Origin of the sequence: Actinomyces sp. ICM39, assembly GCF_000282935.1 — a bacterium.
Classification (GTDB): domain Bacteria; phylum Actinomycetota; class Actinomycetes; order Actinomycetales; family Actinomycetaceae; genus Pauljensenia; species Pauljensenia odontolytica_B.
Genome location: NZ_ALCB01000106.1, coordinates 1 through 15,142 on the forward strand (window position 1 = coordinate 1; position 15,142 = coordinate 15,142).

A 15,142-nucleotide genomic window follows, 5' to 3' on the forward strand; every position below is an offset into this window, starting at 1 on the left:
CCTCACCGGCCGACTTCGTGGTGCGCGCCTGACGCAGCTAATCGTGTCGCAGCGGTGGCGTATCCGTCTGCGTTTTATCTCCGCGTGTGTCCACGAGATGAAAAACCACACGTCACGGACCAACGTCGCCCACATAACGGCGCTACGCGTGCGATGCTATTCCCATGGTCACTTCTCCACATCCGCACGGGCCTCACCAACACGGTCCCAAAGACGAGGTTCTCGCTCAGCGCATGGCGGCGCACGATCGCCTTGCTCATCAGTCCCAGGTTGTTCTCCGACTCGGCCAGATGCTGCTGTCGTTTGGCGCCAGCGCCTATCGCGTCAAGAAGTCAATGGCTGATCTCGCACGCGCCGTCGGCATTTCTGAGCACCGAGCACAGGTCACGTACACGGAGATTATCGCGACCGCGTATGCGAACGGAACTTTCCGCACGGAGCTCGCCGAGCAGCGCCTCATGGGCGTTAACGCTGACAAGATCGACCGTATCAATAACTACGTGGCGTCCCTGCACGGCAAGTCCGTGCGAGTCGAGGATGTGTCGGACGAACTGGATAAGATCGCGAAGGTTCCCGGGCTCTACGACTGGTTTTCGAATGCGCTTGCCTCTGGCCTCGCCTGTGCGGCGTTCGCATTCCTTAACGGTGGGGGATGGGTCGAGTGCTCTGCTGTCGCTGTCGCGTCTTTCTTCGGACAGGCATTGCGTCGTCAGATGCTGATCCGCCACATGAACCACTTCGGCGTGTGGATGGCGTGCGGTGCCCTCGCAGCGATGATCTACATTTTGCTGGTTGCTCCCGCTCAACAGTTCCTCGGCATCGAGTCCACGCATCAGGCTGGCTTTATTTCCGCACTGCTCTTCCTGGTCCCCGGCTTCCCGCTGGTGACTGGCCTGATCGATTTGGTGCGACAAGACTTCCAAGGTGGAGTCGGTCGCCTTGTGTACGTGACGATGCTCGTCATGTCAGCGGGCGTGGCTGTCTGGGCGATCTCGGCTGTCTTCGGCTGGTCGGTGACGCCCGAGTACGGTGTATCGCTCGTTCCATGGCTGCACTACCTTCTGCGCTTCCTCGCTAGCTTTGTTGCCGCATACGGGTTTGCGATGCTCTTCAATTCACCGCAACGCGTGTGTGCGACGGCTGCGCTCATCGGCGCCGTGATCAACACCGCTCGTATCGCCCTGCACCTGGAACTCGGCGTTCCTGCCCCGGCTGCCGTCGGCCTCGCCGCGCTCGCAGCTGGCCTTCTCGCCGTCTTCGTGGCCCGCAGGACGCGCTTCTCGCGCGTGACCCTGTCCGTGCCTGCTGTCGTCATCATGATCCCCGGTGTGCCGCTCTATCGTGCTCTGACCTACCTGAACAACCAGCAGATCGACGATGCGCTCGCCGCGCTCTTCACGGTCATGTTCACGATCGTTGCGATCGGCATGGGCCTCGCGCTCTCCCGTATGCTGACGGATAAGAACTGGCTCGTCGAGAAGCAAGAACGAGTCCCGAACCTGTGGGAATACGAGGAGGAGCACGCATGAAATTCGAGATCGAAGCGGGCCTGAAGCCGCCGTCGTTTGAGGTTGAGTACGAGATCGACCGCGACGAGATTCGCGCCGTCGGCCGCAACATCGCAATCGTGTGCGTGGCGGCGGTGACCGCTCGAGTGCTCGTCGCGCTGATTTCGCGCTGACGCTCATTCATTGACGAGGCCGTGGCCGGGAAACCGGTCGCGGCTTCGTTTGTGCGTAGGCCGAGTTGGCAGGTATACAGGGCCACGACAACGTACTGAGCAAGCGTCGCCCTTGTGGAGGGCGCCGCAGGGCCTGTGGGGCCTGGCCGGGCTTCGAGGCGACGCGCCGAGCGCAGCTCGCGGCGCGGGCGACGAGCGGGCGGGCAGGCCATGCGGTGCCCGGAACAAAGGCGACGCCGCGAGGATTGATCAGCTGAGCGCGGCAAGTCAGGCTCTGGTTCCTGGCTACCAGGCCCCGCCACCGCCCACGGGCACCGCAGCCAGGCCTAGCAGGCCACGTGTCGGCTTTTGGTACCCCCGTGACCGCCTGCGTGTAGCGCAGCTCGGCCTTGCAGCTCGTGCAGGCCACGGCCTCCACATGAGCGGCGCGGTGCCCGGTACGGGCTCGGGAGAGGGGATCGAGGCATGCGAATGGGGCCGACCCGAAAGGGCCAGCCCCATTGCGTCGCGGGTTCGAACCCGCGGGAGACGTTGCCGCTACATGCCGCCCAGGACCGTAGCGACGATGATCTTGCCGACCATGGCGACCGGGTAGACCAGCGCGTAACCGAGCGACACGCGAGGATCTGCGTTGGTACGGCCATTCGCGAAAGCGAGGACGGCGGGCTGCGTCTGCGCGCCACCGAGCAGACCGGCAAGCTTCGTGCCGCCCATCTTGAACACCCATCGCATCGTGCAGTAGAGGCCGACCGCCATAATCGATGTCATGACGACACCGAGAGCGAAGATGCGGATCCAGGCGCCCGATTCGAAGGCCTCGAGGATCTGGCCGCCCGCCTTGGCGCCCGCCTGTGCGAGGAAGATGAGCAGGCCGAGCTCAGCCATGACCTGGCAGGTGGTGAAGGGCAGAGCCGTCGCAATGGGGCCGATGCGACCGACGCGGCCGAAGATAAGGCCCACGATGAGCGTGCCAGCGGCGGAACCGATCGAGAAGTACTCGCCGGAAGGGGTCAGGATCGGCAGCTCGCCGATCGCGATACCCAGCGCCATGCCAATGCCCAGGGCGATCGGGTTGAGGTCCGTGAGGCCTCGGGACGAGTCGCCGAAGAACTTGGTGATCTCAGCCATCTTGGACGTGGGGGCGACGACGCGCACGCGGTCACCCTCCTGGAGGACCAGGCCCGGCTCGGCGACCATGTCGACGTCGCCGCGGCGCACGCGCGAGATAGTCGCGGAGAACTCCTTGGCGAGGCCGAGCGAGGCGACCGTGCGTCCGGCGACCTTCGGGTTGGAGATCGTCACACGACGGAAGTCCAGGTAGGAGCGATCCTGCATGAGGGAGTGAGAGGACGCGTGGCCGAGCTCCGTTGCCGCACGTGCGACGAGCTCGCGGGGGCCGACGACCGTCACGAGGTCACCAGGATCCAGGGTGTCAGACATCTGGGGACGGGTGATCGGGCCGGTCTCGCCGCGGCGCAGACGGGAGAAGGAGACCTTCTCGCCGAGCTTCTCGTAGATGTCGCCAACGAAGGGGTGGTCGTCGCGCTCGACGCGGATCGTGCGGTTCGACAGGGGAGAGGGGGCATCCTTATCGTTGCGGCCGTAGTGCAGTGCAGCCATCGAAGCTGCCAGCATGCCGATGACGCCGAAGAGGTAGGCGATCGAGTAGCCGACCGTCGCACGTGCTGGATCGCCGGAGGCCTCGCCGGCAGCGGCCAGAGCGGGCGTGTTCGTCACCGAACCCGCGAAGGTACCGGCGATGAGCGGAACGTCCATACCCATGGCCTTACCGAGGTAGAGGCCGACGGTGGCGGTGATGCCGTAGAGGGCAACCATCGACAGAATCGGGCCGACGGCGGTCTTCAAGTTGTGGAAGAACGACGCACCCGAGTTGATGCCGATCGCGAACGTGAAGAGCGTCAGGCCGAGAGTGCCCAGCTGGGGGGTGACCCGCAGCTCGATGTCGTAGGACTGCGCCCACGCAGCCAACGCGATGGCAAAGAACAGAACGGCGGCGGCGCCGAGGCTAATGCCCCTGATTTTCACATGGCCGAACGCCATGCCTATACCGATGAGAAGGAAGAGGAACAGAACTGGCTGTTCGCTCAGAATCTCGAACACCTGGTGCACGATGAAATCTCCGTGTTGTGGATTGTGATATGAGGTATGAGTCAATTAAACCAGTAATACGTGCTGTGTATCTCAGTCCTTTGGCCTAGATGGCGATTAGAGCCCGAAGGTCCGCACAATGAGATGAAGAAGAGAGCAGCGCTCGGGAGAGATACGGTAAAGGCATGCTCAACGTTCGCGGAATTGGAATCCTCGCCCTGGTCATCGTACCCGGGCGTGCGATGCCTGCCGTGTAACGTGAGGATGGATCGCACGCCGAATTCCCCGCATCCGCGCGACTGCCGGATCTGACGGGGTTTTTTCTTTGAGACGGTCCCAACGATTGAGAGGACGAATGGTGAGCGACACCGCCAACACCACCCGCATGACCGGAGCCGAGGCTATCGTGGCCAGCCTCGAGGCCCTGGGCGTTACCGACGTGTTCGGTATGCCCGGCGGCGCAATTCTGCCGACCTACGACCCGCTGCTGGCGTCGACGTCCATCCGCCACATTCTTGTCCGTCACGAGCAGGGCGCGGGCCACGCCGCCGAAGGCTACGCCCTGGCCACCGGTAAGGTTGGCTGCGCGATCGTGACATCCGGCCCCGGCGCCACCAACGTGCTGACGGCCCTGGGCGACGCCTGCATGGACTCGGTCCCGATCGTCGTGATCTCCGGCCAGGTCGGCGCATCCCTGATCGGAACCGACGCCTTCCAGGAAGCCGACGTCGTCGGCGCCTCGATGCCCATCACCAAGCACTCCTTCCTCGTCACGGATCCCGCGGAGATCCCCGCGCGCCTGGCCGAGGCCTTCCACCTCGCAGGCACCGGCCGCCCCGGCCCGGTCCTCGTGGATATCACCAAGTCCGCGCAGGTCGCCGAGATGGACTTCTCCTGGCCTCCCGCCCTCGACCTGCCCGGCTACCGCGTCGCGGACAAGCCGAACATGAAGCAGGTGCGCGCGGCTGCCCGTGCGATCGCCGATGCTCAGGCTCCCGTGCTCTACGTGGGTGGCGGCATCGTGCGCTCCGGCTCCACCGACGCCCTCGCCGACCTCGTCGAGGTCACGAATGCCCCCGTTGTCACCACGCTGACCGCCCGCGGCGCGTTCCCTGACTCCGATCGCCACAACCTCGGCATGCCCGGCATGCACGGCACCGTGGCCGCTGTCGGCGCCCTCCAGCGCGCCGACCTGATCGTGGCGCTCGGCGCCCGCTTCGACGACCGCGTGACGGGCCGCCTCGACTCCTTCGCGCCCCGCGCCACCGTCGTGCACATCGACATCGACGCCGCGGAGATCTCGAAGAACCGCCACGCCGACATCCCGATTGTCGCAGACCTGGCGACCGCCCTGCCGATCCTCACCGAGGAAATCGCCCAGGCCTCGTCGGAAAACAAGGCGGACATCTCCGGATGGTGGCGCTACCTCGACCGACTGCGTACCAAGTATCCGATCGGATGGGCTGAGCCTGAAGACGGCATGATGGCGCCCCAGGAGGTCCTTAAGAAGCTCTCCGACAAGGTTGGCCCCGAGGCGATCTACGTGACGGGCGTGGGCCAGCACCAGATGTGGGCCGCGCAGTTCATCACGCTGGACAACCCGCGCAGCTTCATCTCCTCCTCCGGCTCCGGCACCATGGGCTACTGCATCCCCGCAGCCATGGGCGCCCAGGTTGCGGCCCCCGACAAGGTCGTGTGGGCGATCGACGGTGACGGTTCCTTCCAGATGACCAACCAGGAACTGGCCACCTGCACGATCAACAACATCCCGATCAAGGTTGCCCTCATCAACAACTCGGTGCTGGGCATGGTCCGCCAGTGGCAGTCCCTGTTCTTCGGCAAGCGCTACTCGAACACGACGCTCAACCCCGTCGAGGGCGAGCAGATCCCCAACTTCGAGATGCTCGCGCAGGCCTACGGCATGGCCGCACGCACCGTTCGCTCCATCGACGAGGTCGACGAGGCCATCGACTGGGCCATGTCGATCAACGATCGCCCCGTTCTCATTGACTTCCGCGTCTCCAAGGACTCGATGGTCTGGCCGATGGTCGCCGCGGGCGTGTCCAACGATGAGATTCGTTACGCCAAGGGCATGGCGCCCGACTGGGAGGTGGAAGACTGATGACGAATCGTCACACTCTGGCCGTGTTGGTCGAAAACAAGCCCGGCGTGCTCACTCGCGTCGCCGCGCTTTTCGCCCGCCGCGCCTTTAATATCAAGTCGCTGACCGTGGGAGAGACGGAACATCCCGAAATCTCCCGCATGACCATCATCGTGGACGCAGACTCCGCGCCCATCGAGCAGGTGGTCAAGCAGCTCAACAAGCTCATCAACGTCCTCAAGGTTGTTGAGCTTGAACCCGAAGACTCCGTCGAACGGCGTCTGCTCATGATGAAGGTCCAGGCCGACGAGACCCGTCGTACCTCGGTCCTGCAGATCGTGGACCTGTTCCGCGCACACGTCGTCGACGTGCAACCCGAGTCGGTCGTCATCGAATCGATCGGCTCCCTGTCCAAGCTGGAGGCGCTGCTGCGGGCCCTGGAGCCCTACGGCGTCACCGAACTCGTCCAGTCGGGCGCCGTGGCTATCGGCCGCGGGTCGCGCTCGATCACGGATCAACTGAAGGAGAAATGAAAATGGCAGAAATCATCTACGACGACGGCGCAGACCTGTCGCTGATCCAGTCCAAGAAGGTTGCCATCATTGGTTACGGTTCGCAGGGTCACGCGCACGCGCTGAACCTGAAGGATTCCGGAGTTGACGTGGTCGTCGGCCTGCGCCCCGGTTCCTCCTCCTGGGCCAAGGCTGAGGCCGCCGGCCTTGAGGTCAAGGACGTGGCCGAGGCCGTCGCCGAGGGCGACGTCGTCTCGCTGCTGCTGCCCGACCAGGTCCAGCGCTACGTGTACGCCGAGCAGGTTGCCCCCAACCTGAAGGAAGGCGCCGCCCTTCTCTTCGCGCACGGCTTCAACATCCGTTACGGCTATATCGAGGTCCCCGAGGGCCACGACGTCGTCATGGTCGCCCCCAAGGGCCCCGGCCACAAGGTCCGCGAGACCTACACCCAGGGCAAGGGCACCCCGGACGTCGTCGCCGTTGAGGTGGATGCCTCCGGCCAGGCTTGGGACCTCGTCCTGTCCTACGCGAAGGCCATCGGCGGCACCCGCGCCGGCGTCATCAAGACGACCTTCACCGAGGAGACCGAGACCGACCTGTTCGGCGAGCAGGCTGTCCTGTGTGGCGGCGTCTCCCACCTGATCCAGGCCGGCTTCGAGACCCTGGTTGAGGCTGGCTACCAGCCCGAGATCGCCTACTTCGAGGTCTGCCACGAGATGAAGCTGATCGTCGACCTCATCAACGAGGGCGGCATCACCAAGCAGCGTTGGTCCTGCTCTGACACCGCTGAGTATGGCGACTACGTCTCCGGCCCGCGCGTCATTGGCGAGTCCTCCAAGGAGGCCATGAAGGCTGTTCTGGCCGACATTCAGGACGGCACCTTCGCCCGTAAGTTCATCGCCGATCAGGATAACGGCGCCCTCGAGTTCAAGGCGCTGCGCGCCGAGGAAGAGGCCCACCCGATCGAGAAGACCGGCCAGAAGCTGCGCAAGGCCTTCGGCTGGACCGACTCCGACGAGGACTACACCGAGGGCAGCGCCGCGCGCTGATCTCGCTCTCCGTTTCGGATAGCGTCACGCCCCGGCCTCGTTCCCCACGATGGGGACGAGGCCGGGGCCCTTTTGTGCTCACAGGCGCGGTTACGTTTGGCAGGGTTTCTGCGGGGTCAGTTCACCGGTGCCTCGTCCGCGCCGTTTACCCAAGGAAGGGGAGCGGGGGAGAGGGCGTCCGCATTGGAGACGGTGGAGATCGGCGCAACGATCACGAGGGAGGCGACGGCGGCTGACGCGACGCGCGTCAGAGTTCGACGGGAGGGGCGCACACTCATTCCTTACTACGAAAGACTGATTGACAGAACTAGTTTACAGGTAAGTGGTTGCTGGGCAACTAGTTATGGTCTGTTCCACTGCTTGATGTTGGTCAGTCTGTCCAGGTGAGGTGTGTTGATTGTTGGGTTGGTTTGTTTGATGGGGGAGGGGTTGGTGTTGTTGTGCGGTGCGGGGTGAGGGTTCTGAGCATCTTGGACTGTTGTGGGGTGGGAGTCTGACGGTCATGCATGAATCTTGATAGTTCTAAGGTAATTGTCCTAGACGTTGATAAAATTGTCTGTCCTATAACTGGTTAGCGAGCATCTAAATTTGTATGATGAATCTCGTGGATAGTGAGTCATGACTCACTGACCGCTGATTGACAACCCATATCGGAAGGACCAATGATGACCCTCCGCCACTACGGGCGCGCCCTCGCGGCTGCCTCGGGAGCCGTGCTGCTGTGCGCGACTCTCTCGGTTCCCGCGCTCGCGACCCCGACCAGTGACACCGGTGCAGCTGCTCCGGTGACGGCCTCGGCAACCGACGAAGGTTCGGCCCCCATCACCGTCACCGTCACGCGCACCGACTCCCACGGAGACAAGGTGTACGAAGGTGACCTGATCACCATCACCGTCACCTACACCAACAACACCGACAGCGCGCTCACCGTCTTCCCGGTGGACTCGAACCTGTCCGGCGTCCTCACCACCGGCGCTCCGAACTGCCGCTGGCACAACCTCGCCGCGCACACCACCAAGCAGTGCACGACCGCCACGCACACCGTGACCGCCGACGACGTTGCGGCCGGCACCTTCACCCCGATGACCACGTGGGCGGCCACCCGTGACCGTAACGGCACCGACGTCATCGCCGGTGGCATTACCGCCAACGCCGACCCGGTGACCGTCGCCCAGGGCGAGCGTCCCCCGGCCCCGGATCCGCTGGAAACCCCGCATGACTACGCGATTGGTGACAAGGTTCGCCTCGCGTCCCCCGGCCTCGCAGGATTTAGCTGCCACCGCATCCCCGCTCTGACCACCGCCAACAATGGCTGGATCATCGCCTCGTGGGACGGTCGCCCCAACACTTGTCAGGATGCGCCCCAGGCCAACTCCATCGTCTACCGCATCTCCAAGGACGGCGGTAAGTCTTGGACCCCCATCAAGGCCGCCCTCGCCGGAACCCCCGGTGCGGAGAAGATCGGCTACTCCGACCCCTCCTTCGTCGTGGACCGCACCACCGGAACGATCTTCCTGTTCTCGGTCAAGTCCTACGACGCCGGCCTCTTCCAGTCCCAGCTGGGCACCGATCCCGCGGCCCGTAACATCCTGCACGCCCACGTCGTCGAGTCCCACGACAACGGCGAAACCTGGGTCAATCCCCGCACCATCACCGACCAGGTGACCGCCGGATACGAGGGCACGTGGTTCACCCGCTTCGCCTCCTCCGGTGAAGGTATCCAGCTGCGCTACGGTGCCCACGCCGGTCGCCTCATCCAGCAGTACGCCGTCGCCAACTCCGGAACGACCTCGCTCATGGCCGTCTCCGTCTACTCCGACGACCACGGCGTGACCTGGAAGCCAGGTGCGCCCACCGAGGGCAGCGCCGACGAAAACAAGGTCGTCGAGCTCTCCGACGGTCGCCTGCTGCTCAACTCGCGCACGCAGGGCACCGCCGGTCAGCGCCTCGAAGCAATCTCCTACGATGGCGGGCAGACCTGGGGTCCCTTCCGCCACAACTGGGACCTGACAGACCCGCGTAACAACGCCTCCATCGTGCGCGCCTACCCGGATGCCCCCGAGGGCTCCGCCCGCGCTCGCGTCCTGCTCTTCTCGAACGCCGACTCCTCCAGCGCCCGCGCCAACGGCACCATCCGCGTGTCCTACGACGACGGTTTCACCTGGAACGACGGCAAGGTCTTCGAGAGCGGCGAGATGGCCTACTCGACGCTGCACCCCCTCGGTGACGGCACCTGGGGCCTCCTGTACGAGTCCGGCGGCTACAAGAACATCGAGTTCATGCGCGTGGACGCTGCCTACCTTGGCCTGACCGATCCCGGCGAAGAGCCCACCCCCGAGCCGCAGCCCACCCCGGACCCGACTCCGGAACCGCAGCCCACCCCTGATCCGACTCCGGAACCGCAGCCCGCCCCTGAGCCCGCCCCCGCGGTCACCCCCGCGCACTGGGTGAACACCGGCTCGGGATGGAAGTGGCAGCTGGAAGACTCCAGCTATGCGATGAACCAGACGATCACCATCGGCGATGCCACCTACCGCTTCGACGCGGACGGCATGATGGTTACCGGATGGGATAACCAGGGCGGCACGTGGAGCTACTACAACGGCTTCGGTGCCCGCGTGAGCGGATGGCTCAAGGATGCCGGTAGCTGGTACTACCTGGATCCCTCGACCGGCGCAATGGCCACCGGTTGGGCCCAGGTCGACGGCACCTGGTATTTCTTCAATGCCTCCGGTGCGATGCGCACCGGCTGGCAGCACGCCGGCAGCTGGTACTACCTGGCCCCCTCGGGCGCCATGCTCACCGGCTGGCAGCACATCGGTTCCACCTGGTACTACTTCGCCGGTGATGGCCACATGGTCACCGGATGGCAGACCATCGACGGTCGCTGGTACTACTTCGCATCCTCGGGTGCGTGGATCTGATCTGACCTGATGCTTGGCCGGGGCCGGGGGAGCGTGAGTGCCCTCCCGGCCCCGGCCTCGTCTATGGGGGACGTCACGACCCAAAGAGACCACGGGTTGGACCCACCCGGACGCGCGGGGGAGACGCGGGGGAAGATGGAGACATGACACTGAACATCGCAGTAATCCCCGGTGACGGCATCGGTAAGGAAATCGTCCCCGAAGGCCTCAAGGTCCTGGACCGCGTCCTGGCGGACAAGGGCATCGACTACTCCACCACCCACTTCAACCTGGGTGCCGAGCGCTGGCACGCGACAGGCGACACCCTCACCGATGAGGACCTCGAGGCCATCAAGCACCACGACGTCATCCTGCTTGGTGCGGTCGGTGACCCCTCCGTGCCCTCCGGCGTCCTCGAGCGCGGTCTGCTCCTCAAGTTGCGTTTCGCCCTCGACCACTACGTGAACCTGCGCCCCTCGAAGTACTACGAGGGCGTGCCCAGCCCCCTGGCCAACCCCGGCGACATTGACTTCGTCGTCGTGCGCGAAGGCACCGAGGGCCTCTACTGCGGCAACGGCGGGGCCGTGCGCGTGGGCACCCCCCACGAAATCGCGACTGAGGTCAGCGTCAACACTGCCTACGGCGTCGAGCGCGTCGTGCGCTACGCCTTCGAGGCCGCCGCCTCGCGCAAGAAGCACCTCACGCTCGTCCACAAGCACAACGTCCTGGTCAACGCCGGACACATGTGGCGCCGCATCGTCGACGAGGTGGGGGAGGAATACCCCGACGTGAGCGTCGACTACTGCCACATCGACGCCGCCACCATCTACATGGTCACAGACCCGGGCCGCTTCGACGTCATCGTCACCGACAACCTCTTCGGTGACATCCTCACCGACGAGGCCGGGGCCGTCACCGGTGGCATTGGCCTGAGCGCGTCCGGCAACCTCAACCCCGCGCGTGAGTTCCCCTCCATGTTCGAGCCCGTGCACGGCTCCGCCCCCGACATTGCGGGGCAGGGCAAGGCGGACCCGACTGCGACCATTTCCTCGGTCGCGCTCATGCTCGACTTCATGGGATTCGCCGAGGAAGCCGAGCGTGTGCGCGCGGCGATCGACGCCGACATGGCAGCGCGTGCCGAGGCCGCGGCGGCCGGAACGCCGCTCGTGCGCTCCACCTCCCAGATCGGTGACGACATCGCAGCCAGGGTCTGAGCCCAGGCAATGACACAGGGCCGCCCCCGGATGGGGAGCGGCCCTGTTGCGTGTATGACGGAGCGCCTACTCGGCGCTGGTGGCGATTCTCAGCGCGTGCCGATCAGGGCAGGCAGCGTCGTGCGAGGCGCCCACTGTTCAATGTCTGCCATCGCCGCACTGGCCCCCGCTGCGCGCACATCAGCGGAGTCGCTGGTCAACATCGCGGCGTCTGCTGCCAGCAAGTTCGCGGCCAGGGACGGGGCATCGAGGAAACCAAGGTCGCAGCGAGGCGTACGCATATCCGCCGCACCGGCGCGCAGGGCGACGTCTGCGCGCACCAAAAGCTCGCCCGACACGGCGTAGGCGTCGGTCAGGGTACCCGCGCTCACCTGGGCCTTCGGCAGAGTTGACGCCGTGCAGTCCCAGGTCGCGACCGCAGCCGACAGCTCCTGCGAGGCAGCCAGGTTCTTGCCGGAGGGTGCGAACGACGAGGTTAGCGCCGGTGCATCAAAGCGATCAATAGACCAGGTCTGGACACCCTGGCGCGAGGCTGCGTTTACACGGTCATTGACAAGAAGGGCCTGGTCCAGGCCAGCATCCAGCTCAATGCCGTACGCCTGGGCGAGCGACACGGCGCTCGCGTAGCGTCCGAGCGCCGAGGCGCCGAGCGTGCGTGCCTCTTCTGCGGAGGTCTTGTCCGGGTTGGCGGCGATCTCAAGGTCGCGCGTGGCCGTGCGTGCCAGCCACGACACGTACGCCGAGACGTCGGTAGGTGCCTCGGATACTGCTGCCGGAGCGGACTGGCCCTCGGGCGTTGCCCCGCCCCACGGATCCCACAGTCCGCCGAGCGCCTCGAGTCGCTCGCCCGATGCCGACGCGACGGCGCGCAGAGCCGCCGAGCAGGACGCACAGTCCGTCGCGACCTCGGCGAGCTGGGTCGCCCGATCGGATGCCGCAGACTCCGTGCGCGCGGCCTGGTCACGCACCGCGTCAAAACCGGACAGAGTCGGCAAAGACGAGGACGAGCACGCGGACAGCGCAACGAGCGCCGCTCCGGTCGCGATGAGGCTGGGGAGACGATGTGTGGTCAAAGTCAGTTTTGCGAAACGCACACCCGCATCATCCCACACCCCCGGGTAGGATAGGGAACTGACCCGCGTACGCGAGAGAAAGATAGGCGCATATGGCATCGTCCACGTCAGAGGGACCGCTCGAGGAGTTGCTGGCTCCCGTGGTCGCACAGTCGGGACTGGAACTGGACTCAGTGACCCGCTCACGCTCCGATGCGATGCCGCTCCTGCGGGTCATCGTCGAAGCGCCCATTGGCGCCGACGGAATCGACTCCGACACGCTCGCGGACGTGTCCCGCGCCGTGTCGAAAGCCCTGGATGCAGCGGATCCGATCGACGGTGAATACCTGCTGGAAGTGTCGACTCCCGGGGCCGAACGTGAGCTGACGAAGGTCGGACACTGGATGCGACAGATCGGACGTCTCGTGCGCATCAAGCTGCGCGCCGGTGGCTACGTCTCCGGACGTGTCGTTGCCGCAGACGAGACCAGCGCAACGATCGATGTTGACGGTGAAACGACTACCATTGACTATCAGGACATGAGGAAGGCGCGCTCCCGCGTCGACTTTGGAACGGGGAAGTAGGAGACCATGGAAATCGATATGACCGCTCTGCGGATGGTGGAAAACGAAAAGGGTGTCAGCCTCGAGACCCTCGTCGATGCCATCGAAGAGGCGCTGCTCAAGGCGTACCACAACCTGCCCGGTGCCATCTCCCAGGCCCGCATCGAAATCGACAAGAAGACCGGCCGCGTCACCGTCATGGCCATGGACGAGGACGAAGACGGCAACCCCATCGGCGAATTCGACGATACCCCGAAGAACTTCGGTCGCATCGCACAGTCGACCGCGCGCTCCGTCATCATGCAGCGCCTGCGTGACGCCGATGACCAGCGCGTGTTCGGCGACTTTGCCGGACGCGAAGGCCAGGTCATCACGGGCACCGTCCAGGCTCCGCGTCCCGGACGTCCCACGATGGTCCAGGTCTCCGACGACTTTGAAGCCGTCCTGCCCGACGGTGAGAAGGTTCCCGGTGAGACCTACCGCCACGGTGACCGCATCCGCGCCTACGTCGTGGGCGTCGAGCGCACCGAGCGCGGCCCGCGCATCACCCTGTCGCGCACCCACCCCAACCTCGTCGCCGGCCTCTTCCAGCGTGAGGTTCCCGAGATTCAGCAGGGCCTCGTCAAGATCAAGGCCATCGCCCGCGAAGCCGGACATCGCACGAAGATCGCCGTCGCCGCCACCCGCGAGGGCATCAACGCCAAGGGGGCATGCATTGGCCCGATGGGTGCGCGCGTGCGCTCCGTCATGGCTGAACTGGGCGGGGAGAAGATCGACATCGTCGACTACTCCGACGATCCGGCGCGCTTCGTCGCCAACTCGCTGTCTCCGGCCCGCGTCACCCGCGTCGTCGTCCACTCCGTGGACAACCGCACTGCGACGGCCATCGTTCCGGACTTCCAGCTCTCCCTCGCGATCGGCAAGGAAGGCCAGAATGCTCGCCTCGCCGCGCGCCTGACGAACTACCACATCGACATCCACGCCGACACGGAAACCGGCGATGACGCGATCGCCTCGCGCGTCTCGACCCCCGACGACGTGACAAGTCGCTCATAGAATCTGAGACGAGCAATCCCCTAGCTGGACTAAGCTAGGGGATTGTGTCGTATTCTGTGCCGCCAGTGCCCACCCCTGGGCCCCAGCGCACTTGCATTGGATGCGGCACGCACGCGAACCGAGCCGCCCTCGTGCGGATCGTTCGCTCGCCGGACGGATCGATTCACCTTGATCGAACGGCGACTCTTCCAGGCCGAGGAGCCTGGATCCACCCCGACGCGGGGTGTGTCCAGAAAGCCCGAGCCAGACGCGGCCTCGCGCGCTCGTTCCGAACGGGAAACGTTCCGGATGGCGTGTGGGACGACGTGGAGGAGTTGATCAACCACCAGTGATGGCCACGGGCCATCAACGCCGAGAAAATGGAAGCGGGTTGGAAGCTGATGGGCACCCGATGAGTACCCAGCGATGAGCTGCCAGCAATATCAGTAAGGCGTCTCCGGACCGGAGACGCTTCCGGAATGGAGAAATGTGGCAAAGTTGCGTGTCCACGAGCTCGCCAAAGAGCTCGGAATCACCAGCAAAGAACTGATGGGTCACCTGAAGGAAGCAGGTGAATTCGTCAAGTCGTCGTCGTCCTCGCTCGAACCGCCCGTTGTGCGGCAGATGCGCGAGAAGTTCGCGGCGGCCCCCAAGACCAAGAAGGCGGACGCAAAGCCCGCCGCTAAGGCCCCCAAGCCCAGTGCGGCCAAGCCCGCCGCAAAGAAGGCTGCGGCTCCCGCAGAAGCGACCGCTGACGCGGCCCCCAAGGCCGCTCCCAAGGCGGACGCTCCCAAGCCCGGCGCGCCTAAGCCCGCCGCGGCCGCGAAGAGCGCGCCCAAGCCTCGTGCCAAGAAGCCCGAAGGTGCCCCCAAGCCCGCTGGCCGTAAGCCCGCAGAGGCTGGCGCCCCCAAGCCCGCGCCGCG

14 protein-coding genes are annotated in these 15,142 nt (G+C 65.1%); 11 read left to right on the forward strand and 3 right to left on the reverse strand.

The genetic code is table 11. The features are described 5' to 3' along the window. Positions 1-233: 233 nt before the first annotated feature. Together HMPREF1137_RS06775 and HMPREF1137_RS10415 are read left to right on the forward strand one after the other, a co-directional pair. Positions 234-1,529 carry a threonine/serine exporter family protein gene (locus tag HMPREF1137_RS06775; RefSeq protein ID WP_007590328.1) on the forward strand — a complete coding sequence of 432 codons (1,296 nt, stop codon included), beginning with the start codon at positions 234-236 and terminating at the stop codon, positions 1,527-1,529. Beyond that, complete coding sequence (locus HMPREF1137_RS10415; protein WP_007590318.1) at positions 1,526-1,681, forward strand: hypothetical protein; 156 nt, start codon at positions 1,526-1,528, stop codon at positions 1,679-1,681. Before HMPREF1137_RS06775 ends, HMPREF1137_RS10415 begins: the two co-directional genes overlap by 4 nt. A gap of 537 nt (positions 1,682-2,218) precedes the next feature. Here the strand turns inward: HMPREF1137_RS10415 and HMPREF1137_RS06780 are convergent. Beyond that, positions 2,219-3,811: an aspartate:alanine exchanger family transporter gene (locus HMPREF1137_RS06780; RefSeq protein ID WP_034497232.1), complete on the reverse strand. Its 1,593-nt coding sequence runs from the start codon at positions 3,809-3,811 to the stop codon at positions 2,219-2,221. Positions 3,812-4,145: 334 nt separating this feature from the next. Between HMPREF1137_RS06780 and HMPREF1137_RS06785 the strand changes: the two genes are divergently transcribed. From HMPREF1137_RS06785 to ilvC, 3 genes are read left to right on the forward strand one after another with little or no spacing between them, the layout of a single operon-like run. Next, the gene (locus HMPREF1137_RS06785; protein WP_007590316.1) at positions 4,146-5,912 is read left to right on the forward strand and encodes an acetolactate synthase large subunit; all 1,767 of its coding nucleotides are present in this window, start codon (positions 4,146-4,148) and stop codon (positions 5,910-5,912) included. Further along, positions 5,912-6,424: an acetolactate synthase small subunit gene (ilvN, locus tag HMPREF1137_RS06790; protein WP_003792759.1), complete on the forward strand. Its 513-nt coding sequence runs from the start codon at positions 5,912-5,914 to the stop codon at positions 6,422-6,424. Before HMPREF1137_RS06785 ends, ilvN begins: the two co-directional genes overlap by 1 nt. A gap of 2 nt (positions 6,425-6,426) precedes the next feature. Beyond that, positions 6,427-7,452, forward strand: coding sequence for a ketol-acid reductoisomerase (gene ilvC / locus HMPREF1137_RS06795; protein ID WP_007590324.1), 1,026 nt, complete (start codon positions 6,427-6,429; stop codon positions 7,450-7,452). Positions 7,453-7,568: 116 nt separating this feature from the next. On the opposite strand, the gene HMPREF1137_RS10420 is transcribed toward ilvC, so the two are convergent. Further along, a complete protein-coding gene (locus tag HMPREF1137_RS10420) occupies positions 7,569-7,724 on the reverse strand; it encodes a hypothetical protein (RefSeq protein WP_007590323.1) in 156 nt (51 codons plus the stop codon). A 393-nt stretch (positions 7,725-8,117) separates the two neighbouring features. Between HMPREF1137_RS10420 and HMPREF1137_RS06800 the strand changes: the two genes are divergently transcribed. After that, a complete protein-coding gene (locus tag HMPREF1137_RS06800; RefSeq protein WP_007590334.1) occupies positions 8,118-10,376 on the forward strand; it encodes an exo-alpha-sialidase in 2,259 nt (752 codons plus the stop codon). Between the two features lie 143 nt (positions 10,377-10,519). Further along, on the forward strand, positions 10,520-11,569 hold the full coding sequence (locus HMPREF1137_RS06805; protein WP_007590338.1) for a 3-isopropylmalate dehydrogenase: 1,050 nt from the start codon (positions 10,520-10,522) through the stop codon (positions 11,567-11,569). A gap of 89 nt (positions 11,570-11,658) precedes the next feature. Here the strand turns inward: HMPREF1137_RS06805 and HMPREF1137_RS06810 are convergent, their stop codons facing one another. Next, positions 11,659-12,663, reverse strand: coding sequence for a hypothetical protein (locus tag HMPREF1137_RS06810; RefSeq protein WP_007590336.1), 1,005 nt, complete (start codon positions 12,661-12,663; stop codon positions 11,659-11,661). 71 nt (positions 12,664-12,734) lie between these two features. On the opposite strand from HMPREF1137_RS06810, the gene rimP reads away from it, so the two are divergent. The 4 genes from rimP to HMPREF1137_RS06825 all read left to right on the forward strand — a co-directional run. Further along, positions 12,735-13,205, forward strand: coding sequence for a ribosome maturation factor RimP (gene rimP / locus HMPREF1137_RS06815; protein ID WP_034497234.1), 471 nt, complete (start codon positions 12,735-12,737; stop codon positions 13,203-13,205). Between the two features lie 6 nt (positions 13,206-13,211). Continuing rightward, the gene (nusA, locus tag HMPREF1137_RS06820) at positions 13,212-14,240 is read left to right on the forward strand and encodes a transcription termination factor NusA (protein WP_007590322.1); all 1,029 of its coding nucleotides are present in this window, start codon (positions 13,212-13,214) and stop codon (positions 14,238-14,240) included. 65 nt (positions 14,241-14,305) lie between these two features. After that, positions 14,306-14,572, forward strand: coding sequence for a YlxR family protein (locus HMPREF1137_RS10065; RefSeq protein ID WP_279354644.1), 267 nt, complete (start codon positions 14,306-14,308; stop codon positions 14,570-14,572). Positions 14,573-14,708: 136 nt separating this feature from the next. Continuing rightward, a partial coding sequence (locus tag HMPREF1137_RS06825) for a translation initiation factor IF-2 N-terminal domain-containing protein (protein WP_007590320.1) occupies positions 14,709-15,142 on the forward strand: 434 nt, incomplete at its 3' end.